Here is a 22,131-nt window from a genome sequence, read left to right as displayed (position 1 = left end):
ATTAAAAACTATACAAAAAATCGAGCATAATCTTGCGTATATGGATTATGCGATGATTTTTTGTCTATAGTTTTATTGGTGATTAGTATTATAGCATATGTTTATTTTTCACTTTCTATTGCAAAAAAGTCGGATTTGTACTATAATAAAAGGAGCAATGCGTAAATAAATACACGGAGGAATTTAATATGAACTGGACAGAAGTAAACGTTTATACCACCACCGAAGGTATCGAGCCTGTCTGCGGCAGACTGCTTGGCGTAGGCGTTACAGGCTTTGCTATAAAGGATGCTAAGGATTTTGAGGACTTCCTCAACGACAAAACAGGCAACTGGGATTATATCGACGATGACCTTATGAACCTGAAAAACTGCGAGACCTGCGTAACATTCTATCTTGCGGATAATTCTCAGGGGGCAGATATGCTGGCTATGGTAAGGAGCGAGATGGCTGAGCTTGCCGCTCTTGATACCGAAAAGAAGTTCGGCCGCCTTGTCTGTGAGCTTTCCAACGTCCGTGAAGAGGACTGGGCTAACAACTGGAAGCAGTATTTCAAGCCCCTTAAAGTGGGCGACAAGCTTGTTGTAAAGCCCTCCTGGGAGCCTCTGGAGGAGACCGACAGGACTGTTCTTGAAATAGATCCCGAGTCCTCCTTCGGAACAGGTCAGCACAACACAACACAGCTTTGCCTTGAACTGCTTGAAAAAACACTTCACGAGAATGACAAGGTGCTTGACCTTGGCTGCGGAAGCGGTATCCTTTCCATTGCAGCTCTTCTGCTTGGTGCGGACAATGCCTGCGCTGTTGATATTGACCTTAACAGCGTGAAGATCGCAAAGCAGAATGCGGAAAAGAACCACATCACTCCCGATAAGTACGTTACCTATGCGGGCAACATTATAGGCGATGAGGAGCTTCGCAAAAAGATAGGCGGCGGATATAACCTTATCACTGCAAATATCGTTGCGGACGTGCTTATTGCCATGGCTCCCCTGTTCGGCGACTTCCTGGTTCCCATGGGAACCGTGATCATTTCGGGAATCATCATCGAGCGCTGCGACGAGGTAATGGCTGCTATGGAAAAGGCAGGCTTCAAGCGCACAGAGCTTAGGGAATCGGGCGGCTGGGCTGCGGCTTCCTTTGTAAAATAATTGCTTATCAGACAGAATACTTTGCGGAAAGGCTGACCGATATGAATATCATCTACACCTCTGAAAACAAAATTTACAGCTTTGAAAACTCAAACAAGACCGAAATCCCCTGCGGACGTGTTATAAAATACAAGGAGACCCTTGACAGTATTCGCAGGAGAAGCGAGTGGAAGACCACAGGTTCGGGCGCAATGTTCACAGGCACTGCAATGAAAGCGGAGACTATCGAAATGCCTGCGAGAATAACGGGGCTTGCCTGCTGCGGCGACAAAGACGGAGGGCTTATCTACGGCATTCAGCTGGACGGCTCTTCTTCCCTTTACCGCCGCAGCACCGATCGCACGGATATGAACGAGGGGCTTATACTTTCGGGCAACGACATAAGCTTCGGCGCATTTGATTTCCTTGACGGCAAGCTGGCGGTGAGCATTGGCAGCTCAATGCACCTGCATATCGGCGTGATGGAGCCGCCTTCTTCCGCATATGAGGAGTTCACCGACGGCGACACCATTGAGGAAGACCCTTACTGGAGCCGCTTTAACAAGGGCAGGATATATTTTTCCACCGCAGGCTACGGCAGAGATGCAAACGGCGTTATCGGCGGCATTTCTCCCAGAAGCGGCGCATATCTTGACACTGTTACCCGTGAGATGGAGGAGTTTCTCACCGACCCAAAGTATGACTATTACAAGATAAAAGATGATAAATACGGCAATATCTACTACATACGCCAGCCCTACGGCGGCGAAAAGAGCAGGGACGGTATCAAGTTCACCGACGTGCTTTTCTTCCCTGTAAGGCTGCTGAAAGGGCTTTTCGGCTGGCTGAACTTTATGTGCACAATATGGGGCGGCGAACCACTCAAAAGCGGCGGCTCGGGTCTGCCGAACAATGAAAAGACAAAGGAACGCAGCGCCAAGGACATCATCATCGACGGAAATGTTATAAAAGCCAAGGAGATAGCCAAGGCTGAGGACGCAAAGGACGGCGAGCTTTCGGGCTTTATGCCCCTGAGCCGAGTGCTTGTGAAGCGTGAGGCTGACGGCACCGAGACCGTGCTGAAAAAGGGCGTGCTTGACTACTCCCTGTGCGATGAGGGTATCCTTATCTCCAACGGCAGGCAGATAACACTGTTTGCCGACGGTAACGAGACCCTTGTGACAAAGGCTTACCTTGCTCGCAATTTGCAGGCAGGAATGTCAGAAAATAAATGATTTTGTGTTGAAAGAGTTTTGTCATGGAAATAAAGACCATTAAAATAGGAGACGTGGAGATAAAGCAGACTGCCGCACTTGCGCCAATGGCATCGGTGGCGGACAGGGCTTATCGGCTGGTGTGTAAGGAGCACGGAGCGGCATACATGGTCTCCGAAATGATATCCGCCAAGGGGCTTTGCTACAGCGACCGCAAGACCGAAGAGCTTTGCACCGTTGACGACAGGGAACGCCCGTATGCCTTGCAGATATTCGGCGAGGAGCCTGATTTCTGCGCCAGAGCGGCGGCGATGCTTATGAAATACAAGCCCGATATCCTTGATATCAATATGGGCTGTCCTGTTCCCAAAATTGCAGGAAACGGCAGCGGAAGCGCCCTTATGAAGGATATTGACAGGGCATATGCCATTACAAAGGCAGTTGTTGCCGCAAGCAATGTGCCTGTTACGGTGAAGTTCCGCTCGGGTTGGGACGAAAATTCCATAAACGCTCCCGAGTTTGCAAAGGCTATGGAAGCGGCGGGGGCAATGGGGCTTACCGTTCACGGCAGGACAAAAACTCAGATGTACCACGGCAAAGCCGACCGTGATATTATAAGGCAGGTCAAGGCGGCTGTAAAAATTCCCGTTATCGGCAACGGCGATATCGACTGCGCCGAAAGTGCTGCCGATATGTACCGCCGGACAGGCTGCGACCTTGTAATGGTTGGCAGGGGAAGCTACGGCAATCCGTGGATATTTTCCCAGATAGAAAGCTATTTTGAAAATGGCATTATCCCCCCCGAGCCTACGTTGGAAGAACGTCTGGAAGCTATGTATCATCAGACGGAGCTTGCGGTGAGCTTCAAGGGTGAGCATACTGCCATGGCGGAAGCCCGACGGGAATGTGCCTTCTATCTCAAGGGCATAAAGGGAGCGGCTTCCTATCGCAGCCGATGCGGCAGTCTTGCTTCCCTTGCAGACTTAAAAGCACTTATTGAAGAAATTCGCAAAGCAGAAGGTATTTGCTGATATGTTCTTGCAGAACAATTTCTGCTTTTGAAAAATATCGGCACACGGCTCACATATCTTCATGCAGTAAAAAAGGAAATGGTAATATGAACATTATCAGAGCTGAAAAAAAGTATATCGGTCAGATGGCGGAAATCGAAAAGGAATGCTTCACTGACCCATGGTCGGAGGCGGCGTTTGAAAGCTCTGTCGGTTCACAGGCGGAGATTATCCTTGCCGCTGAGGAGAACGGAAAAATTGCGGGATATATCATCGGCAACTGCGACGGTCATCAGGGATATATCGAAAATTTTGCCGTAAGCCCCCAAATGCGCAGAAAGGGCATCGGAGACAGTCTGCTTGAAGCGTTCATATGCGCTTTGCCCGACACGGCGGAGGAGATAGCGCTGGAAGTGCGTGAGTCCAACGCCCACGCCATTGCAATATACGAGAAAAACGGCTTTGAAAGCGTTGGTATCAGGAAGAATTTCTACTCCGACCCCAAGGAGAACGGAATCGTTATGATACGCAGGATAGAGAGGGATCAGGATGAGTGTTAAGATCTTAGGAATAGAGTCCTCATGCGACGAAACAGCTGCTTCCGTTTCGCTGGACGGACGCACTATTCTTTCAAATATCGTGGCTTCACAGGTGGAGGAGCACAAAAAGTTCGGCGGAGTTGTGCCCGAGATAGCTTCAAGGCGGCACTGCGAAAATATCCTTGACACGGTGCGCATGGCGCTGGACGAGGCTCACTGCACCCTTGATGACCTTGACGGCATTGCGGTAACATATGCCCCGGGACTTATCGGAGCGCTGCTGGTGGGAACAAGCTTTGCAAAGGGACTGGCAATGGCGCTTGACAAGCCCCTTATCCCAGTTCATCATATTGCAGGGCATATTGCCACAAACTACATCGCCCACCCCGAGTTGGAGCCGCCATATCTGTGCCTTGTGGCAAGCGGCGGTCATTCCCATATAGTCGAGGTGCTGAGCTATACCAAGTTCAGGGTAATAGGCAGGACAAGAGACGATGCGGCAGGAGAGGCGTTTGATAAGTGCGCAAGAGTTCTGGGATATCCGTACCCCGGCGGAGTTCATGTTGATAAGGCAGCTCAGCTGGGCGACCCCAACAAATATCATCTGCCAATACCAAGGGTAACGGGCAGCGAGTTTGATTTTTCGTTCAGCGGACTTAAAACAGCTGTCATAAACCTTGCCCATAACGCCGAGCAAAAGGGCGAGGAGCTTGACAAGAACAGCCTTGCGGCATCATTCCAGAAAACGGCTTCCGAAATGCTTGTCAGCAGGACTATCGCAGCGGCAAAGGCGCTGGGCTATAAGACAGTTGCCCTTGCAGGCGGAGTTTCCGCAAACTCAGGCGTAAGAGGACTGCTGGAAAAGGAGTGCAAAAAGCGTGGCTTTTCCGTTTATATGCCTCCCCTTTACCTTTGCGGCGACAACGGCGCAATGATATCCTGTCAGGGCTATTATGATTATATGGCAGGCAAGCGTGGGGACGAGAGCCTTAATGCCATAGCAACGCTCAGTCTGGAAGATATATAAATAAAATGTTAAATTTGAAATAAATGTTGAAATCTGTAACAATATGTGATAAAATATTGTTATAAGATTATCAATCTTTTAAGAGAAAAATATGGGGGTAAATATGAAAAGATCATTTAAAAAAGCAGCGGCGGCAGTATGCTCCGCAGCAATGGCGCTGTTTATGACAGGCTGTATGCACATCGGCATCGACATTACGGTAAATCCCGACGGAACAGCAAATGCGGTGGGCAGATATGCCGTTCAGAAGGATTATTACAGCGATGAGATGTTTGAAGGTACCGAGCACGAGATACAGACCTTTACCATCGACGGCGACGAGTATCTGGGCTATGAATATACCAGCGATTATGCCACATACGGCGAGCTTGCCGAGGATATGACCAATCCCAGCGAGCAGGGCGACACCATTTTCAATGAGTTCTCCGTTGTAAAGAGCGGCAATCCCTTTGTGCGCACCTATACCTTTAACGGCGTGTTTGCAAACCTGCTTGGCGAGGAAATGGCAGAAGAGGGCGAGGACGCAGCTCAGTATGAGGAAATGGCAAACTCAATGTTCAAAATCGGCTTCACAATGAAGCTCCCCGGCAAGGTTAAGTCCTGCACAGGCGGAACTGTGGGCGATGACGGCGTGATAACCTTTGAAATAAGCCCCTGTGCCGAGACAGTTTGCTCTGCGGTATCGCAGGAGGTAAATATTCCTCTCATTGCGGGAACTGCGGCGGCAGTTGTCGTTATAATCGCAGTTATTGCAGTCGTGGCTGTAAAGTCAAAGAAAAAGCCCGAGGAAAAAAGCCCCGAGCCTATCACCGATCCAGATGATGAGATAATTGAATAAGCAAAATGAGCTGTTGCACAAAGATGCAGCAGCTCATTTTTTATATAGTGAAGTATAATGGCAAATCCGCACAAATAAGCACAAAGGTAAAGGGTTTGGGTCAAGCCTTTTTCCCGAAAGGCTTGCGGGTGTCCAGAGGGCAGAGCCATCTGGTCGTCCTCCGCAGAGGACGAAATCCGTTCGTTAACGGTAAAAGCAATTAAGCTATAGCGTGCAAATTATAAATTCTAATAAGCCGCCTGCGCATTGAGTTCAAAGCCCTGCAAATAAATATTTTCTATCAATATAAGCAAAAAACTATTAAAGTGCAGGCGGCTTGAAACCAAGAGACGTTCCGTCAGGAACGGCGATTTTGGTTTCCGCCGTAAGGCGCAGGTACGGACAAATCAACATAAGTCACAAGCACAAGAAAGAATTTTATGTATTCACGCTTGTTTCAGCCGATGTGGGAACAGTAGTCTCAGCAGGTTCATGTGCTTCGGTATGAGTTGTATGCGCAGTTGAAACGGTGGCTTCCGTGACACTTTCAACAGCAGTTGTTGAAAGTTCTGTTGATACGGACGTTGTGATAGCAGTTGTAACAGCAGTTGTCTCGGCTGTAGTCTCAGCAGATGTCTGAATTTCCGTTTCACCGATTGTTGCTGGAGTTGTTTCTGATGTGATCTCAGACGAAGGAGTCTCGGATATCTCCCCTGCTGTGAAATTTGAGAAGCTTACGGTCATTTTGGGCTGACCTGTTGCCAGCGATACTGGAACTCCGCAGCTGTCAAAAATGATAGTGCAGCCGTCACCAGAATATACCCAGCCGCCGTCTTCCCCTGCTGAAAGAGAAGTGCTTTCAAGCTGAGCCGCCGCATTGTCCATGGCGGAGAAAAAAGCCGTCAGGGGAGATGAATCGGGCAGAGATGAGGTCTGAACATCAAAGGTAAGATCGCCCAGATGCGAGGTGAGAACATCGTCCGCCGAAGATACGGTAAGCCCCGCTATGGTCTCGGGAGAGGTTATCTCCATGCTCCAGAAGCCGCTTCCCAGCCGCTTTGTCTGCCCCGAAAAGGTAAATTCCGTTTCGCTTTCCGCATTCTCCCCCGGGGGGATTATGTAGGCAGTCACAGAGCAGTCGGCGGTGAAGCCGCCTGTTATCTGCGGCTGCGGTGGCGAGGAAAGCACCTCCGCTGCCGAACAGCCTGTGGCTGTAACGCACATCATAACAGTTATCATACCCATGAGCTTTTTCATATACCCATTCCTTTCACGGTTGGATTTCGTCCCCTTCCGAGCCGTGATACGTATCGCTGCTCGCTACCTGCGGTATTCGGCACTGAATCGGCACATTTTTTCGGGACGTATTTGCTTGAACGCAAAAGGAAGCTGTGCGATAACGTCCGTGGGCAGCATTCCGCTCATGGAAAGCTTTTCGGCAGCCATATCGGCGGCAATGCCGAAAATATGCACTGCGGCGCACACGCACTCATACAGCCTTTCCCCACGGTTCATGGAGCATATGCCTGAGATGATGCCCGTGAGCACATCTCCGCTGCCTCCTCTGGAAAGTCCGCCGTTGCCGCTGTAGGAAGCGCAGCGCTTTTGGGGGGAGACGATATATGTGGGAATGCCCTTGGCAACTACCACAGCGCCTGTTTTCTCACTGAGAGCCGCAGCGGCGGAAAGCCTGTCTGCCATTACCTCGGCAGCAGTTATACCCAGCAGGCGGGCAAGCTCGCCGACGTGCGGAGTAAGCACAGCTTTGCAGTTTGCATTTCTGATAATATCTATGCTGTCGGCGATGCAGTTTAGACCATCGGCATCAAGAATGAGGGGAATATTTTTTTCGCCGCAGAAGCTTATCATTCCACGTACCAGCTCTTTGGTGTCATCGCAGCAGGAAAGACCGCTGCCCATGGCAATGACGGTCATATTTTCGGCAGCTGAGCATAATTTTGTCAGCCCGTCCGAGGATATGGCTCCGCTTTCGTTTGCCGAAAGAGTGCAGAAAGTGGCTTCGTATATTCCTGCCGCCGCACGGTCGATAACAGCGGGGACGGAAGCCAGCTTTACCAGTCCCGCACCGCTCCTGAGGGCAGCTTTCAGGTTCATGGCAGCCGCACCGCTCATATTTTCCGAGCCTGCGATTATAAGCAGCCTGCCGAAAGTTCCCTTGTGGCAGCTTTGTCCCCTTGCGGGAACGCATTTCTCCGCCATAGCATCGGTCATCATAATGGGAGCGCCCGTATTTTCAAAGCAGCTTTCGGTAATGCCTATCTCACGGACAATTATTTTACTGCAGTTTATTTGTGCGGGCAAAAGGGTCATGCCTATCTTTGGAGCGCCGAATGTGATGGTAAGACCGCACATAAGCGTTCCTGCCGATATTTTTCCCGTTACGCTGTCAGCCCCCGAGGGGATATCTGCCGCAAGGATAAAGCTGTCCTTTGATATTCTTGAAAACAGGCTGATAATATCGGCGGATAGCTCTCCGTGGAAGCCTGTGCCGAAAACTGCGTCAACAACAGCGTCATATCTGTCGGATATCCGTTCATCGTCCGTGTCGAGGAATGTTATTTTGCTGTGGGCTATCTTTGCGTATTCCTCCAGCGCAATGCCGCTTTTGGGAGCGCCGCAGGGCAGGGTAACAAAAACCCGGGCGCCCATATCTGCAATGAGACGTGCCATAACAAAGCCGTCACCGCCGTTGTTGCCTCTGCCGCATATTATGAGCACACGGCTGTCAGCATTTATATCAACACACCTGCAAAGCTCTTGGACAGCGGCGGCACCTGCATTTTCCATCAGCCCGATGTAGGTCTCGCCTGCGGCAACGGCATTTGCCTCGGCGGCTTTCATTTGTGAGGGGGTGGCGAGGTACATATCATCACTCCTTATCCTTTATATTATTCTCGTAATTTTCAAAGCTTTTTCCTGCCCAGCCGTCTATCTTTCCACGGCGCATGGCACCGAAAATGCGCTCGGTAACGCCCTTGTTGGTCTTTTCAAGCTCTGCCAGAAGCTCCTTTGTTCTCTGGCGGGAGGTGTGACCGTCAGCGGGACATTTTGATTTTACCACATTAAGGTCAAGTCGCCTTGCTGCACGTATTATCTCCTTTTCGGGAGCCATGACCATAGGGCGTATCTGCACCAGTCCGCAGCGGGCAAGGTGAGTAACGGGAGAAAAGCAGCCTATACGGCCCTCGTTCAGCAGGTTCATCATAAAGGTCTCCACCGCATCGTCAAAGTGATGACCCAGCGCTATCTTGTTGCAGCCTGCGTCCTTAGCGGCGTTATGGAGAGCGCCCCGGCGGAGCTTTGCGCACAGGCTGCAGGGGTTCAGCTCTTTGCGGATATCAAAAACTATCTGCCCGATGTCCGTGGGGATAAGGTGGTATTCAACTCCCGCCTCGCTGCACATCTGAGCCACGCTGCTGTAGTCCCCCTCCACGCCGCCGAAGCGTGGGTCAAGGGTAATGGCGACCACATCGTAATCGATGCCGATGAACCGCCTCAGCTCGATAAGCCCTTTAAGCAGCACAAGGCTGTCCTTGCCGCCCGAAACGCCCACGGCGATCCTGTCGCCGTCCTGTATCATGTCAAACTCCTGAATAGTCTTTCTCATATATCCAAGCATTTTCTGCATTATCCGCACCTCTTTCTATGTGATATTATAGCATAACAGACGGAGCAAATCAAGAAAAACAGAGCCTTATACTAATCTTCAATCGTTCTATGGGCTTATTTCAGCCGAGGATTTGTCTGTAGGTTGATTGAAGATTAGTATTATGTGCTTGTAAAATCCATTGGCATATGTTATAATAGTCCTAACAATAAGAAAAGGGGCTGTAATATGTCAGGGGCATTCAAGCATACCGTGAGAGCCGTTCCCGGGGAGAGCATTTCGCTGACGGTCACATACTCGGGACATCAGAAATGCGAGCCTTCTCAGCGTTGGGGCAAGGGCGTAAGAGAGCAGTTCATACTTCATTTTATCGTTTCGGGAAAGGGTACTTACATCACTCCCGAGGGCAGCTTTTCCCTTTCCGCAGGCGATGTTTTCCTTATCCGTCCCCTTACCGAGATAGAATATTTTGCGGACAATGACGACCCGTGGGAATATTACTGGGTGAATTTCGGAGGTTCCGATGCTGATGCTATCCTTGGCAAAACGGACTTTTCCGCTTCGTCTCCCGTTATGCACGGCTGCGGTGCGGACGTGGCTGCGGCTATGGAGAATATCCTGTCCTGCCCGGCAAAGGAGCTTTTTGAGAACGTGGAGCTTACGGGCAGGCTTTATATTCTCTTATCGCTGCTCATAAAGAAATCCACCTCGGCGCAGCTGCGTGAGAACAGGAATCTGCGCAGGCTGGAGGCGGCAAAGGCGTTTATCGAGACAAATTATCCTCTGCCCATTTCTGCGGACGATATCGCCGATGCGGCGGATATCACCCGAATAACCCTTTTCAGGCTCTTTAAGTCGGAGCTGGGCATAACTCCTGCGGAGTACCTTATCCGCTGCCGCATGAGCAGAGCAAAAAATCTGCTTGCTTCCACAGACCTTTCCATAGGTGCAGTGGCACGCTCCGCAGGATATGAGGACGGAATGTATTTTTCCAGAGCATTCCGAAAAGCCGTGGGCATATCTCCCTCGGAATACAGGCAGTCTAAAAAATGATACTATAATCCATATAAATGATATTATTTTTTATTGCAATCGGCGGCTTATGATGATATAATGAGGTTACAAGATAACAAAAGCGAAAACCACCAATACAGAAAGGAAGTTTTATTATGGCAATTCTGGTAACAGGCGGCGCAGGATATATCGGCTCACACACCTGTGTGGAGCTTCTCAATGCAGGCGAGGAGATAGTTGTCCTCGATAACTTCTGCAACTCAAAACCCAGGGCTCTTGAGATCGTAAAGGAGCTTACAGGCAAGGATTTCAAGTCATACAATGCAGACCTTCTTGACCGAGCTGCTGTTGAAAAGGTGTTTGAGGAAAACAAGATAGATTCCGTTATCCATTTTGCAGGCCTCAAGGCAGTAGGCGAGTCCGTAAGAAAGCCTATCGAATATTATCACAACAACATTACAGGCACACTTATCCTCTGCGATGTTATGAGGAACCACGGCTGCAAGAGAATAGTTTTCAGCTCCTCCGCAACTGTTTACGGCTCCCCCAAGAGCGTGCCTATCAGAGAGGACTTCCCTCTTTCCACCACTAACCCCTACGGCTCCACAAAGCTTATGATAGAGGGCATTTTAAAGGATATCTACACCTCCGACAACGAGTGGAGCATAGCTCTCCTCAGATACTTTAACCCCATCGGCGCCCACAAGAGCGGCAAGCTTGGCGAGAACCCCAACGGTATCCCCAACAACCTTATGCCCTATATCCAGCAGGTGGCAGTGGGCAAGCTTCCTGAGCTTGGCGTATTCGGCAACGATTATCCCACCCACGACGGCACAGGCGTAAGAGACTATATCCATGTTGTTGACCTGGCGCTTGGTCATGTAAAGGCTATACAGAAGGTTCGTTCCATGACAGGTGTCGGAATCTGGAACCTTGGCACAGGCAAGGGATATTCCGTTCTTGATGTTGTCAATGCGTTCATCAAGGCAAGCGGCGTAAACATTCCCTATGTTATCAAGCCCAGACGTGCAGGCGATATCGCCGAGTGCTATGCAGACCCCGAAAAGGCTGCAAAAGAGCTTGGCTGGAGAGCTGAAAGAGGCATTGAGGAAATGTGCGAGGACAGCTGGAGATTTATCAAGAACAATCCCGAGGGACTTTGATATATTATACTAATCTTCAATCAACCTACAGACAAATCCTCGGCTGAAATAAGCCCATTCTTCGTCAAGCTCCCTTGCCGGGCGGCAAGCCCGCCTGCGGTCACTTTCCTAGATTGGTCTTATTTCATCTGTCGGCTTTGCCTATAGAACGATTGAAGATTAGTATTACTGTTTACAAAATCACCCTTGACACATCTCTTGCAAAGGCTTATAATAGAATAAAAGAACATAAGGGGACAGTGTGTTTGCTGTCCCCTTTTTTATAAAATTTATAAAGTCTTTTATAAAATTTACAGGGTGATAAGATGGATAACGAAAAAAAAGAAAATGAGCTGAACGGCGCAGAATCCGAAAACAAAGAAGCAAGCGGCAAAAAGCAGAAGCCCAAGTCCTTTATGCAGACTGTCCGTGAGATAGACGCAGAGGAAAGACGCAAAGAGCTTGAAGAGGAAGCACGTCAGAATGAGGAACGTGCAAAGCGTGAGGAGCAGCGCCGCAAGGCATATGAGGAAAAGCTCCGAAAGGAAAGGTTGGAGCTTATAAAGCTGAAACAGGGCATTATCTCCGAGGAGGATATCCCCGAGGAAAAAGTTCCCGAGAAGAAATACTCCGCATGGGAAAAGTTCACGAACTTTATCTATCACAACAAGGCATATCTTATTGTGGGAGCGCTTTTCATCGGCCTGGCGGCGTTCCTTATACAGGACCTTGTTACCCGTGAGCGCCCCGATATTTCCGCCATGTACATCGCTTCCGATTATGATATGAGCTATTATTCGGGTCAGCTCACTCCCCTGTGGAGCCAGTACGGCGAAGATGTTAACGGCAACGGCGAAAAGCTTGTCCGCCTGTACTATATCCCCGCAGGCTATGAGGATAATGACAGGGCATCGGCTTATCTTGCCCAGAGCGACCGCACAAAGCTTATCGGCGAGTTCCAGTCGGGAAATATGGTCATGGTCATAGGCGACAAGGAGTCATATCAGGAGCTTGACATACTGGACGGCGTTTTTGCGGACTGCCGTGAGCTGTTCCCCGATGACCCTTATGCCGAGGAGATAGGATACCGCCTTGCAGGCACCGATTTTATGGAGCTGCTGGGCTGCGATACTGTTGACGACACCGACCTGTATGTTTCTTTCAGAAAGCCTGTAAAGACCATGGGCATGAGCGAAGAGAAGATGCAGACTAATTTTGACTATGCCGTTGATTTCTGGCGCAATTTCCTTTCCGAGCACCGTGCAGATGGTCTGGAGCTTGAAGCTGTTCCCGACCCCGAGCCTCTGCCCGATGAATATGCCGAGTATGAAGAGGATACCGACATCTCCGACACAGCCGCAAACGTAACGGAATAACTTACAAAGCCGGGCAGGATATCGCTTCTGTTCGGCTTTTTTCGGCCATATGCTGTAAGATTAAACGTTTAATCAAGTTATCGTTGCGGCGGTAGAAAATATTTGTATATAATACCTATTGAAAAAAGTTCATCTGTATTTTATAATTTAGATAGGCATATTTTGCTTATTTTTCCTTGCGTGGATACGCATACGGGCTGCGCAGGCATCTGTGGGTATTCTTTCTGTGCAGCATTGTTTCTGAGCAGTTATGGCGGCCGGTGTATATCACCTGATATACATTCATTCAAGGCTGCTGAAAATTATTCAAAAGAAGGGGAAAAAATCATGACGCCAATAATCAATAAGGAAGATTTTGAGGAGAGACTCCGTCAGGAGCTTCAGAACGAAGCAAATGTCACTCCTATCGACGCTTCCGATAATCAGATCTACAAGGCACTTTCAGCAGTCGTTGTAGGACTGCTGAAAGAAAAGAGAAGAAAGTTCAGCAATCAGGTACATTCTGCAGGAAAGAAGGAAATATACTACCTTTCCATGGAGTTCCTTATGGGACGTTCTCTCAAGACAAGCCTTTATAACCTTGAAATAAACGATATGGTAACGGATATCCTCAAGAAGTGGGACGTTAACATTGACCGTATCTACGATTACGAGCCTGATGCAGGTCTCGGAAACGGCGGCCTGGGCAGACTTGCTGCCTGCTACCTTGACGGTCTTGCTACCGACGGCTATCCTGCAATGGGCTACTCCATCTGCTACGAGTACGGTATCTTCAAGCAGAAGATAGAGGACGGCTGGCAGACAGAGCTTCCCGATAACTGGCTTCCCGGCGGCGAGAGCTGGCTTGTTCCCAAGACCGATAAGTCCATCGAAGTTCATTTCGACGGCGAGCTTCAGGAATACTGGGATCAGCAGTACCACCACGTTTCCTACAAGAACTACAGCACCGTTGTTGCTGTTCCTTACGATATGTATGTTCCCGGCTACGACAGCGATGGCGTTTCCGTTCTGAGACTGTGGAAGGCAAAGGCTCCTTCCTTTGATATGGCTATGTTCAATCAGGGCGACTACGCTAAGGCTCTCAGCCAGAACACTGTTGCACAGGCTATCTCCAAGGTACTTTACCCCAACGATAACCACCTTGAGGGCAAGAGCCTCAGATACCGTCAGCAGTACTTTATGTGCGCAGCTTCCATCGGCGATATCGTAAACCGCCATATGAGCGTTTACGGCACCCTCGATAACCTCCACGAGAAGGTAGCTATCCACATCAACGATACTCACCCCACTCTTGCTATCCCCGAGCTTATGCGTGTTCTCCTCGATGACTGCGGCTACAGCTGGGACAAGAGCTGGTACATCGTTACCAACACCTTTGCTTACACCAACCACACCGTTATGGCTGAAGCTCTGGAGAAGTGGGACGTTAACCTTGTCCGCCAGATCACTCCCCGTATCTTCGACATTATCTGCGAGATCAACCGCCGTTACTGCGAAGAGCTTATGGAGCGTCTTGGCGACGGAAACAAGGTTTCCAGAATGTCCATTATCCAGAACAACCAGATCCACATGGCACTCCTGTGCGTATGCGCTTCTCACTGCGTAAACGGCGTTTCCAAGCTTCACTCCGAGATCATCAAGGAAGATGTATTCAAGAACGAGTACAGCTACACTCCTCATAAGTTCCAGAACGTTACCAACGGTATCGCATACAGAAGATGGCTTCTCCAGTCCAACCCCGGACTTACCCAGCTCCTTACCGATACCATCGGCCCCGGCTTCAAGAAGAACGCAGCGGAGCTTTCCAAGTTTGCTAAGTACGACAGCGACAAGCAGGTACTTGAGCAGCTGGCTAAGATCAAGCTGGAAAACAAGAAGAGATTTGCAAAGTTCGTTAAGCAGAACTACGGTACTGTTCTTAACACCGATGCAATCTTTGACGTTCAGGTAAAGCGTCTCCACGAATATAAGAGACAGAACCTCAACGCTCTCAATATCATTGCAGAGTACAACGCTCTCCTGGAGGACCCCAACATGGAGTTCCAGCCCAAGACCTACGTATTTGCAGCTAAGGCAGCTCCCGGCTACTATCTTGCAAAGCAGATCATCAAGATGATCTGGGCACTGGGCGAGGAGATCAAGAAGAACCCTGTTATCAGCAAGAAGCTTCAGGTATTCTTCCTTGAAGATTACCGTGTAACACTTTCCGAGCTGCTCATGCCCGCAGCAGAGGTTTCCGAGCAGATCTCTCTGGCAGGTACAGAGGCATCGGGAACAGGTAACATGAAGCTCATGCTCAACGGTGCTCTTACCCTTGGTACACTTGACGGCGCAAACGTTGAGATCAAGGAGCAGGTAGGCAAGAACAACATCTTCATCTTCGGTATGACCACAGAAGAAGTCCTTGCAAAGAAGGCACAGGGCTACCGTCCCGAAGAGTACGTAAACAACAACGAGGTTATCCGCAAGGCACTCAACAAGATGTACAGGGGCATCAACGGCTGCACATTTGAGGAAGTTGCAAACACCCTCAAGTACAAGGATCCCTACATGGTTCTGGCTGACTTTGACGCATATCAGTCCGCACAGCAGTATGTTTCCGAGTGCTACAAGGATCCTGCAAAGTGGAACAATATGTCCCTTTACAACATTGCAGGTGCAGGTGTGTTCTCTGCTGACCGTGCTGTTGACGAGTACGCAAAGAACATCTGGAAGCTTACCAAGTAAGAATAAGCTTTATATAAGAAAAGGCTGGTGCAAACGCATCAGCCTTTTTTTCGTCCCAAAGGGCGTGAAGCAAATGAAAAAGTCAGCACAAATAAGCACAAGGCAAAGGGTTTGCTTGCCGCATCGCCCACAAAAATACCCTGCACAGTCAGTGCAGGGTGCTTTTGTTTGTATTTATGCCGATATAACTTCAAGGAACTTATCTTCATTTACAGGCTTCGAGAAATAATATCCCTGCAAATAATCAACTCCCCTTTCGGTGAGATAATCGGTCATTTCCTTGGTTTCAACGCCCTCGGCTACTATCTTTACATTTATGGCTTTCAGCAGTCGAATAACCGAAGCAAGCAGACGCTCGGACGTTTCATTACCCTTGCCGAATGCGTCCCAGATTATGCTCTTATCCATTTTTACCAGGTCATAGCGCATCTGGTTCATCTGTGAAAGATTGGAGTAGCCTGTGCCGAAATCGTCCATTGAAAAGCTGAATCCGCTTTCCCTGAGGGCGGACACGTTTGTATCGAATGCCTCGCCCGAATCAAGTGCGGCGGTCTCGGTTATCTCCAGATTGATGAATGCGGGCGGGATATCATATTCAGCCAGTATCTTTGTGAGCCTGCCCTCCAGCTCGGGGGCGCACGCCTGTATTCCCGAAAGGTTCACCTCGATATATTCCAGCTTGTCGGTAAGTGTGCGGCGCTTGGCAAAGTCCGCCACAAGGCGCAGGGTAATGTCGCCTATATCCATTATAAGCCCCTTTTCCTCGGCAATGGGAATAAACTCCTCGGGCGAGATAAAGCCCAGGTCGCCTGTGTTTTTCATTCGCACAAGCGCTTCCGCAGACCTGAACCTGCCCTGTTCGGTGCTGTAGATGGGCTGATATACCATCTCAAATCCGTCGTTCTGCACGGCTTCGGTAAGGAGCTTATCTATCTTGTCACGGCGGAACTTCTTTTCGATAATGCTGTCGTCCAGCCTGCATATTACCTCGTCGGAGCTTTTGCCGTATTCTTTCATAAAGCGCATAAGCTCATATGCCTCGTCGGTGCCGTTGGAATATTTCCGCAGGTCGATAACGCTTATCCTGAATTCCAGCTGAGCGTCGGGGAAGCAGTGGGAGCAGAGTGCGTGGCGCAGCGATTCCAGCTTGCGGCAATCTATCTCGCAGTCGCTGTAGAAAACGGTGAACGTGTTGCTGCGGGAGTGGAAAACGCTTCCGCCCAGAACTCCGTCTATCATTTCCTTGGCGCACAGCATGGCTTTTCTGCCGTACTCATGGCCGTACATTGTGTTGATGCGCTCGTAATTTTCCAGCGTAACGTTCACTATGCTCAGGGGCTTGCGGTTGGCGTAATATTCAGCCATCTGGCGGTGAAATGCGTTTCGGTTGAAGCACATGGTCTCAGCGTCGTAATTCTCCCTCTGGTTCTCAAAGGAGAAATATACGCACAGCACCATCAGCACGCAGCCCAGTCCCGAAAGCAGTGCCGTAGGGAATATTCTCTGCACTACCAGGCTGCCCAGCCATATGAACATACCTACCTGAACGGATATTTTCTGATATGATGACAATGTGCATTTTTTGCTGTAGATTATACCGAAGGTCATCACAAGGTAGATAAGACCGCAGACATAGACCATATCCGCCATGGGACCATAGGAATATGCGCCCTTGTCGGAGGCGAAAAATTCGAGCTTGCCTGCGATGATCACTGCGGCAGATATTGCCAGCGGAGCTATCACAGCCCCGAAAGTGCGCTTTGTAAGCCTTTCCTGATTTCTGTTCAGGATAAGCACATACAGGAAGTTGAAGAACAGCACCATTATAACGCTGGCGATGAACAGCTGGTGCAGAAACCTGTTGAGCTGCGGGGGGACTGTATCAAGATGCGTCACTGTATAAACTGTCGAAATATCAAGCATAAGGTTGCAGACAGTGCATATAAGCATTGCACGGAATGCGCTTGTTGACATCAGCTTCAGGTGCGGGTTGCGCAGGTAATCGAAAATGATTATTATAAGCACTGCGGCAGCTGCTATCTGGAAGCGGATATTGTTGAAAAAAAGCAAAATATCACCCCATATATATCTTATGCTTGTATTATATCATATTGTGAATAAATCTTCAATCTCTTTAATTTAATTATAATCATCTTATAACCAATAAAAAAATCCCGATATTCCGCTATGTTTCGGAATATCGGGATTTTGATGTGTTATATTATGGTATTTATACTGCGGTATCTGCGGATATCTTCTGACCGAAGATGTGTTCGAGGACTGCCGAAAGGCTGCCCTCCATGTCGCCGATATCCACGAAGCATACTCTTCCAAGGATACCGTCCTCGTTTTTGAAGCATATCTCACGCCTGTCCTCACGCATTTCTCTTGTGAGGGGGTATATGTAGCAGACACTGTTCGATTTGTATATTTCAAGAAGATTATACAAATCGTAAATATCAGTCTGGAGAATACCGCAGTTTTCATCATCTGCGTTAAGCTCCTGCCACTTTGAGTCAAAAACAACTCTCATACCGTTTTCACGGCAGGTCATAACAGCCAGCGCCTGTGAGCTGTCCTTTGGCATTGGCCTGTTGAGCATCGGATAGCGCTTTTTCTGAATTTCAGCACGGAAGCGCTGATTATCCAGCATTCTTCCCAGATTATACACGGTGTAGCTGTCGAAAAGCTCGCCTGTGGGGAAGATAACGGCATATGCCATGTTTCTGCCCTTTGTCACGGTGACATATCGGCTGAGCAGGAATATTTCCGCCCAGCGCAGCGCATTTGCATAGCCCTGCATACTGCGGTCGATTACGGAAGCGGAAAAGTCCCTTTCGTAATTCTGGGAATACTCAACGCCGTCAAAGTTTGCTATAAGCGCCTCCAGCTTGTTTCTGCTTCGGGCGGAGGAGGTTATGTTCCGCAGATATTTCAGCGTTGACTTTATAAGCCTGTTTTCGGGGCGGTCAACGGTGAAAACATCGTACTGAACGTAGAATTTGTCCTTGTGGGCAAAGTTTTTGGTGGCGTGGAGAGAATATATTACCTTTCCTTTCAGGAAGCGTTCATTTTCGATGTGAGGAGCATAGCACTGCTTCAGACCGTTGTGAACTATCGCCTGAACCTCGTTAATAAAGGCAAGGATGAAAGTTTCGAATATATTCAGATTTTCGGCTGCACGGGTGTTAAGATTGTAGTTTGTAAGAGGCAGGGCTTTCATTGATTTGAGCATATTGAGCAGAACTCTTTTGTTTGAAAGATATTCGCCCTTGCGGTTCCTTGCGGCAAGCATGGGCAGGATCTCTACCTGAGTTCCGTCCTTGAAGACCATAGCACCCACATATCCGCCTGCACGGAGGATACGTTCGCTTCCCTCTCCCTCAGCGGTGAGGATATAGCTGTTTATGCCCCTTGGGTCGGGCATTTTCTTTTCCAGCACAAAGCCTTCAAGCATATCAAAAATATGCTCAGGCAGCGGGATACCGCCCTCCCGTTCCGAAGAGCCCTCTATGGTGAAGAACTGCGTTTCACGCAGCTTGTAACGGTCTCTTTTTCCCATTTGCGGAAGCCCTCCAAATTACAGCAGCTTGCTGTAAGCGTTTATGTTCCAGAAAGCGGCTTCGTTTATTTCGTATGTATCATCGACATCGAGGAAAAGCTCAACGTTTTCGCCGAAGGTCTTTTTGTAGTCGATGGCGAGAGCCTTTACAAACTGCTCCTCAGGCTCCTTGTTGTAGTCGCCCAGAACCCAGCGTATCTTCTGGTAATCGCCATAGAAATACTCCTGGAGCAGAGGAACGATAGAGTTCTTGAAGATAGAGCCGAGACGCTGGATAGAGGGGTCTTCCTTCAGTGACATGAAGTAGGCATGTCCGATAGTGTGCTCTCTGTCGCAGAGTATCTCAACACGCTTGTTGATAATTGTGAGCAGCTGCTCTATGCTTACGCCCTCGACATAGGTGTCGTGGAAAAGCTCGGGCTGAGGGAGCATCTCGACGAAGTCGAAACGACGGCGTATAGCAGTATCCAGCAGGGCGATGGAGCGGTCGGCGGTATTCATGGTTCCGACGATATAAACGTTGTTGGGAACGCCGAAAGGCTCCTGGGAATATGCCAGCCTTACCTTTACTTCTTCGGGCATACCGAGGCGCTTTGAAGGCTCGATAACGGTGATAAGCTCACCGAAGATCTTGGAGATATTACCACGGTTGATCTCATCTATGATGAAAACATATCTTTCGTCGGGGTGCTCTGCGGCTTTCTGGCAGAACTCACGGAAGATACCCTTGTCAACGACATAGACCATTTCCTTTTTACGTGTACGCTCACCACGCTCGTTCATAGTTTCGAGAAAAACGGGCTTGATACCCTCGATGAATTCCTCGTATCCCATAGACTGGTGGAAGGTGGTGAATTCTATCTGACCGAAATTGTTTTTCAGCTCGTTGTAGCGGTCCAGCATGGCGTTGTAATCTTTTTTCATAACAGCTTCAACAGGAATGTTATAAATTATAGCCAGAGCATAGTTGACCGAGTTGTAAGTTTTACCTGTACCGGGAGGACCGTAAAGAATGATGTTTTTACCCATAAACATGACCATGCCTTTCACAAAAAAATACTCTTTTTTCATTATATCACATTTGCATTAAAAACGCAATATAGTTTCATGTTAAATTGTATATTCTGCACGCTTCCTGAACGAGTTCACATTATGTTTAATAACGAATACGTTTTCGTAACCGTGCAAAAAAAAGGCAGAGCATAAGCCCTGCTTAACCAAGATCAGATTACATAAAATAATATGTGTAGAACAAAAGAAAGGAGACAACAAAACGGATGTTAACATTGAAATATAAGAACTTAACATCATATATATTATAACTCATATATGCGCTTTAGTCAATATCTATATAACAACTTTTACATTTTCGTATGAATGCACAATTTAGTGCAATATTCATTATACAAAATGTACTGCAAACAAGAAGTTATACACTGAGTATCATCTGCTGCGCTGTCACAATATAAGATGCAGTTCAATCCGGCCGCATCAATTACTTTGTTGCAAGTATGATTATAACACAGGCAGGGAATAATGTCAAGGGTCGTAAACGATTGAAAAAAGAAAATATTAGATACTGATTTTGTGCAGATTTTACAGTAGGTAAACGGCCTGTTTATGCAAAGGGCATTACTCCTCGCCGAAGTCACGGTCGATGGTTATAACAAGGTAATATCTGGTGTCCTCCGAGGCGTTCATAAGCTGGGAAAGCTTCTCTTTCAGCTCGCTTTCTGAATATTTGCAGTCGTAGGGGACAACAATGTCAAAAACAAGGTTTGTGTGGGTGTCGCCGGGGACAAGGCGGAAGTCGTGTATCCTGAGCCGTGGGTCAAGCTGCGCCGCATATTCCTCGACAGCCTTGCGGCAGGCGTTTGTCTGCTCGTTATCCACATCAACAGGGTCCATATGTATGGTCATCATAATGCCAAGCTTTTTGAAAATATCACGCTCAATGCCGTCTATCACGTCATGGGCGGCTACGAAATTTTCATCGCTGCGCACCTCCGCATGGCAGCTTGCCAGCTTCTTTCCGGGGCCGTAGTCGTGGACTACCAGGTCATGCACGCCGATTATCTTGTCGGGAGCGGTGACGATATCCTCTATCTTTTTGATAAGCTCATGGTCGGCGGGCTTGCCGATAAGGTCATCTACAGTGTCCTTAACGATGCCGAAGCCGCCCTTGATAATGAATATTGATACCACTATGCCCATTGCACCGTCTATGGGGAGAGTGGTGAAAAGGGAGGCGGTAAGACCGATAACAGCGGCAGATGTGGCGATAACGTCGCTCCTGCTGTCCTGCGCTGTTGCCATCATCACGGGGGAGTTTATGCGCTTGCCCAGCTTTGTGTTGAAAACGGACATCCACAGCTTTACGCCTATGGACGCAAAAAGGGAGATGAGTGCTGCGGCGCTGAACTTTACCTCATCGGGGGAGACTATCTTCCCTGCCGATGATCTGAGCAGCTCAAAGCCCACCAGAATTATGATAACGGCGATGATAAGGGAAGTGAGATATTCCGCTCTGCCGTGACCGAACGGGTGATCCTTATCCGCCGGCTTTGCAGCCATTTTGCAGCCGAAAAGCGTCACCACACAGCTGGCGCTGTCCGACAGGTTGTTGAATGCGTCCGACAGCACGGATATGGAGCCTGAAAGCGTTCCCACGGCAAATTTCAGCACGAACAGAAAAATATTGCACACAATGCCCGTTATCCCCGCCATTGTGCCGTAATTCTCACGCACCTTTATATCTTCGGTGTCGGTGTAGTTTTTTACAAAGTGCTTAACAAGAAAATCTGTCATAATATGCCTCACTTTATGAAAAGTTAAATCATTCTTACAGTGTTTCCTATAATATTACCACAAGTAATATTTTTTTGCAATACGTTGCATTGGGCTAATCACGAAATTTACAATCTGTAACAAATAACAAATCGGTT

17 protein-coding genes are annotated in these 22,131 nt (G+C 48.6%); 10 read left to right on the top strand and 7 right to left on the bottom strand.

Annotated features, from left to right (window positions below; genetic code table 11):
- Positions 1 to 188 precede the first annotated feature (188 nt).
- From prmA to OCV68_RS04750, 6 genes are all read left to right on the top strand, one after another.
- Positions 189 to 1,151, top strand: coding sequence for a 50S ribosomal protein L11 methyltransferase (gene prmA, locus OCV68_RS04775; protein ID WP_022474752.1), 963 nt, complete (start codon positions 189 to 191; stop codon positions 1,149 to 1,151).
- Positions 1,152 to 1,192: 41 nt separating this feature from the next.
- A complete protein-coding gene (locus OCV68_RS04770; protein ID WP_262571130.1) occupies positions 1,193 to 2,365 on the top strand; it encodes a hypothetical protein in 1,173 nt (390 codons plus the stop codon).
- A gap of 23 nt (positions 2,366 to 2,388) precedes the next feature.
- Positions 2,389 to 3,375, top strand: a complete 987-nt coding sequence (gene dusB / locus OCV68_RS04765) for a tRNA dihydrouridine synthase DusB (RefSeq protein WP_022474754.1) — start codon at positions 2,389 to 2,391, stop codon at positions 3,373 to 3,375.
- An 86-nt stretch (positions 3,376 to 3,461) separates the two neighbouring features.
- Positions 3,462 to 3,914 carry a ribosomal protein S18-alanine N-acetyltransferase gene (gene rimI, locus OCV68_RS04760; protein ID WP_262571127.1) on the top strand — a complete coding sequence of 151 codons (453 nt, stop codon included), beginning with the start codon at positions 3,462 to 3,464 and terminating at the stop codon, positions 3,912 to 3,914.
- Positions 3,904 to 4,920: a tRNA (adenosine(37)-N6)-threonylcarbamoyltransferase complex transferase subunit TsaD gene (gene tsaD, locus OCV68_RS04755; RefSeq protein WP_022474756.1), complete on the top strand. Its 1,017-nt coding sequence runs from the start codon at positions 3,904 to 3,906 to the stop codon at positions 4,918 to 4,920. The genes rimI and tsaD overlap by 11 nt, the downstream gene beginning before the upstream one ends.
- Positions 4,921 to 5,023: 103 nt before the next feature.
- A complete protein-coding gene (locus tag OCV68_RS04750; protein ID WP_262571125.1) occupies positions 5,024 to 5,758 on the top strand; it encodes an LppM family (lipo)protein in 735 nt (244 codons plus the stop codon).
- Positions 5,759 to 6,175: 417 nt separating this feature from the next.
- Here the strand turns inward: OCV68_RS04750 and OCV68_RS04745 are convergent, their stop codons facing one another.
- The 3 genes from OCV68_RS04745 to OCV68_RS04735 form a co-directional block, all read right to left on the bottom strand.
- Positions 6,176 to 6,994: a hypothetical protein gene (locus tag OCV68_RS04745; protein ID WP_262571123.1), complete on the bottom strand. Its 819-nt coding sequence runs from the start codon at positions 6,992 to 6,994 to the stop codon at positions 6,176 to 6,178.
- Between the two features lie 63 nt (positions 6,995 to 7,057).
- On the bottom strand, positions 7,058 to 8,623 hold the full coding sequence (locus tag OCV68_RS04740; RefSeq protein WP_262571121.1) for an NAD(P)H-hydrate dehydratase: 1,566 nt from the start codon (positions 8,621 to 8,623) through the stop codon (positions 7,058 to 7,060).
- Between the two features lie 4 nt (positions 8,624 to 8,627).
- Complete coding sequence (locus OCV68_RS04735) at positions 8,628 to 9,386, bottom strand: tRNA 2-thiocytidine biosynthesis TtcA family protein (protein WP_262571119.1); 759 nt, start codon at positions 9,384 to 9,386, stop codon at positions 8,628 to 8,630.
- Between the two features lie 207 nt (positions 9,387 to 9,593).
- On the opposite strand from OCV68_RS04735, the gene OCV68_RS04730 reads away from it, so the two are divergent.
- From OCV68_RS04730 to OCV68_RS04715, 4 genes are all read left to right on the top strand, one after another.
- Positions 9,594 to 10,418, top strand: a complete 825-nt coding sequence (locus tag OCV68_RS04730; protein ID WP_022474761.1) for a helix-turn-helix domain-containing protein — start codon at positions 9,594 to 9,596, stop codon at positions 10,416 to 10,418.
- Positions 10,419 to 10,534: 116 nt separating this feature from the next.
- A complete protein-coding gene (galE, locus tag OCV68_RS04725) occupies positions 10,535 to 11,542 on the top strand; it encodes a UDP-glucose 4-epimerase GalE (protein ID WP_022474762.1) in 1,008 nt (335 codons plus the stop codon).
- 305 nt (positions 11,543 to 11,847) lie between these two features.
- Positions 11,848 to 12,897 carry a DDRGK domain-containing protein gene (locus tag OCV68_RS04720; protein ID WP_262571117.1) on the top strand — a complete coding sequence of 350 codons (1,050 nt, stop codon included), beginning with the start codon at positions 11,848 to 11,850 and terminating at the stop codon, positions 12,895 to 12,897.
- A 327-nt stretch (positions 12,898 to 13,224) separates the two neighbouring features.
- The gene (locus OCV68_RS04715) at positions 13,225 to 15,624 is read left to right on the top strand and encodes a glycogen/starch/alpha-glucan phosphorylase (RefSeq protein WP_262571115.1); all 2,400 of its coding nucleotides are present in this window, start codon (positions 13,225 to 13,227) and stop codon (positions 15,622 to 15,624) included.
- A 174-nt stretch (positions 15,625 to 15,798) separates the two neighbouring features.
- Here OCV68_RS04715 and OCV68_RS04710 read toward each other — a convergent pair whose 3' ends face one another.
- The 4 genes from OCV68_RS04710 to OCV68_RS04695 form a co-directional block, all read right to left on the bottom strand.
- On the bottom strand, positions 15,799 to 17,694 hold the full coding sequence (locus OCV68_RS04710) for a bifunctional diguanylate cyclase/phosphodiesterase (protein WP_262571113.1): 1,896 nt from the start codon (positions 17,692 to 17,694) through the stop codon (positions 15,799 to 15,801).
- A gap of 160 nt (positions 17,695 to 17,854) precedes the next feature.
- Positions 17,855 to 19,186 (bottom strand): McrC family protein, encoded by a 1,332-nt coding sequence (locus tag OCV68_RS04705; protein ID WP_022473804.1) that lies wholly within the window; start codon positions 19,184 to 19,186, stop codon positions 17,855 to 17,857.
- Between the two features lie 18 nt (positions 19,187 to 19,204).
- Positions 19,205 to 20,215, bottom strand: coding sequence for an McrB family protein (locus OCV68_RS04700; RefSeq protein WP_262571110.1), 1,011 nt, complete (start codon positions 20,213 to 20,215; stop codon positions 19,205 to 19,207).
- 603 nt (positions 20,216 to 20,818) lie between these two features.
- On the bottom strand, positions 20,819 to 21,994 hold the full coding sequence (locus OCV68_RS04695) for a cation diffusion facilitator family transporter (RefSeq protein WP_262571108.1): 1,176 nt from the start codon (positions 21,992 to 21,994) through the stop codon (positions 20,819 to 20,821).
- Positions 21,995 to 22,131: the final 137 nt, after the last annotated feature.

Source organism: Huintestinicola butyrica, from assembly GCF_025567215.1.
In the GTDB taxonomy this organism is placed as follows: domain Bacteria; phylum Bacillota; class Clostridia; order Oscillospirales; family Ruminococcaceae; genus Huintestinicola; species Huintestinicola butyrica.
Note: the sequence above shows the minus strand (reverse complement) of the source record. Positions and strands in the feature narration are given on the sequence as shown.

Excerpts from the sequence above, each read along its gene's own strand:
- prmA (WP_022474752.1), top strand. The coding sequence starts at position 189 with ATGAACTGGACAGAAGTAAACGTTTATACCACCACCGAAGGTATCGAG.
- OCV68_RS04770 (WP_262571130.1), top strand. The coding sequence starts at position 1,193 with ATGAATATCATCTACACCTCTGAAAACAAAATTTACAGCTTTGAAAAC.
- dusB (WP_022474754.1), top strand. The coding sequence starts at position 2,389 with ATGGAAATAAAGACCATTAAAATAGGAGACGTGGAGATAAAGCAGACT.
- rimI (WP_262571127.1), top strand. The coding sequence starts at position 3,462 with ATGAACATTATCAGAGCTGAAAAAAAGTATATCGGTCAGATGGCGGAA.
- tsaD (WP_022474756.1), top strand. The coding sequence starts at position 3,904 with ATGAGTGTTAAGATCTTAGGAATAGAGTCCTCATGCGACGAAACAGCT.
- OCV68_RS04750 (WP_262571125.1), top strand. The coding sequence starts at position 5,024 with ATGAAAAGATCATTTAAAAAAGCAGCGGCGGCAGTATGCTCCGCAGCA.
- OCV68_RS04745 (WP_262571123.1), bottom strand. The coding sequence starts at position 6,994 with ATGAAAAAGCTCATGGGTATGATAACTGTTATGATGTGCGTTACAGCC.
- OCV68_RS04740 (WP_262571121.1), bottom strand. The coding sequence starts at position 8,623 with ATGTACCTCGCCACCCCCTCACAAATGAAAGCCGCCGAGGCAAATGCC.
- OCV68_RS04735 (WP_262571119.1), bottom strand. The coding sequence starts at position 9,386 with ATGCAGAAAATGCTTGGATATATGAGAAAGACTATTCAGGAGTTTGAC.
- OCV68_RS04730 (WP_022474761.1), top strand. The coding sequence starts at position 9,594 with ATGTCAGGGGCATTCAAGCATACCGTGAGAGCCGTTCCCGGGGAGAGC.
- galE (WP_022474762.1), top strand. The coding sequence starts at position 10,535 with ATGGCAATTCTGGTAACAGGCGGCGCAGGATATATCGGCTCACACACC.
- OCV68_RS04720 (WP_262571117.1), top strand. The coding sequence starts at position 11,848 with ATGGATAACGAAAAAAAAGAAAATGAGCTGAACGGCGCAGAATCCGAA.
- OCV68_RS04715 (WP_262571115.1), top strand. The coding sequence starts at position 13,225 with ATGACGCCAATAATCAATAAGGAAGATTTTGAGGAGAGACTCCGTCAG.
- OCV68_RS04705 (WP_022473804.1), bottom strand. The coding sequence starts at position 19,186 with ATGGGAAAAAGAGACCGTTACAAGCTGCGTGAAACGCAGTTCTTCACC.
- OCV68_RS04700 (WP_262571110.1), bottom strand. The coding sequence starts at position 20,215 with ATGGGTAAAAACATCATTCTTTACGGTCCTCCCGGTACAGGTAAAACT.
- OCV68_RS04695 (WP_262571108.1), bottom strand. The coding sequence starts at position 21,994 with ATGACAGATTTTCTTGTTAAGCACTTTGTAAAAAACTACACCGACACC.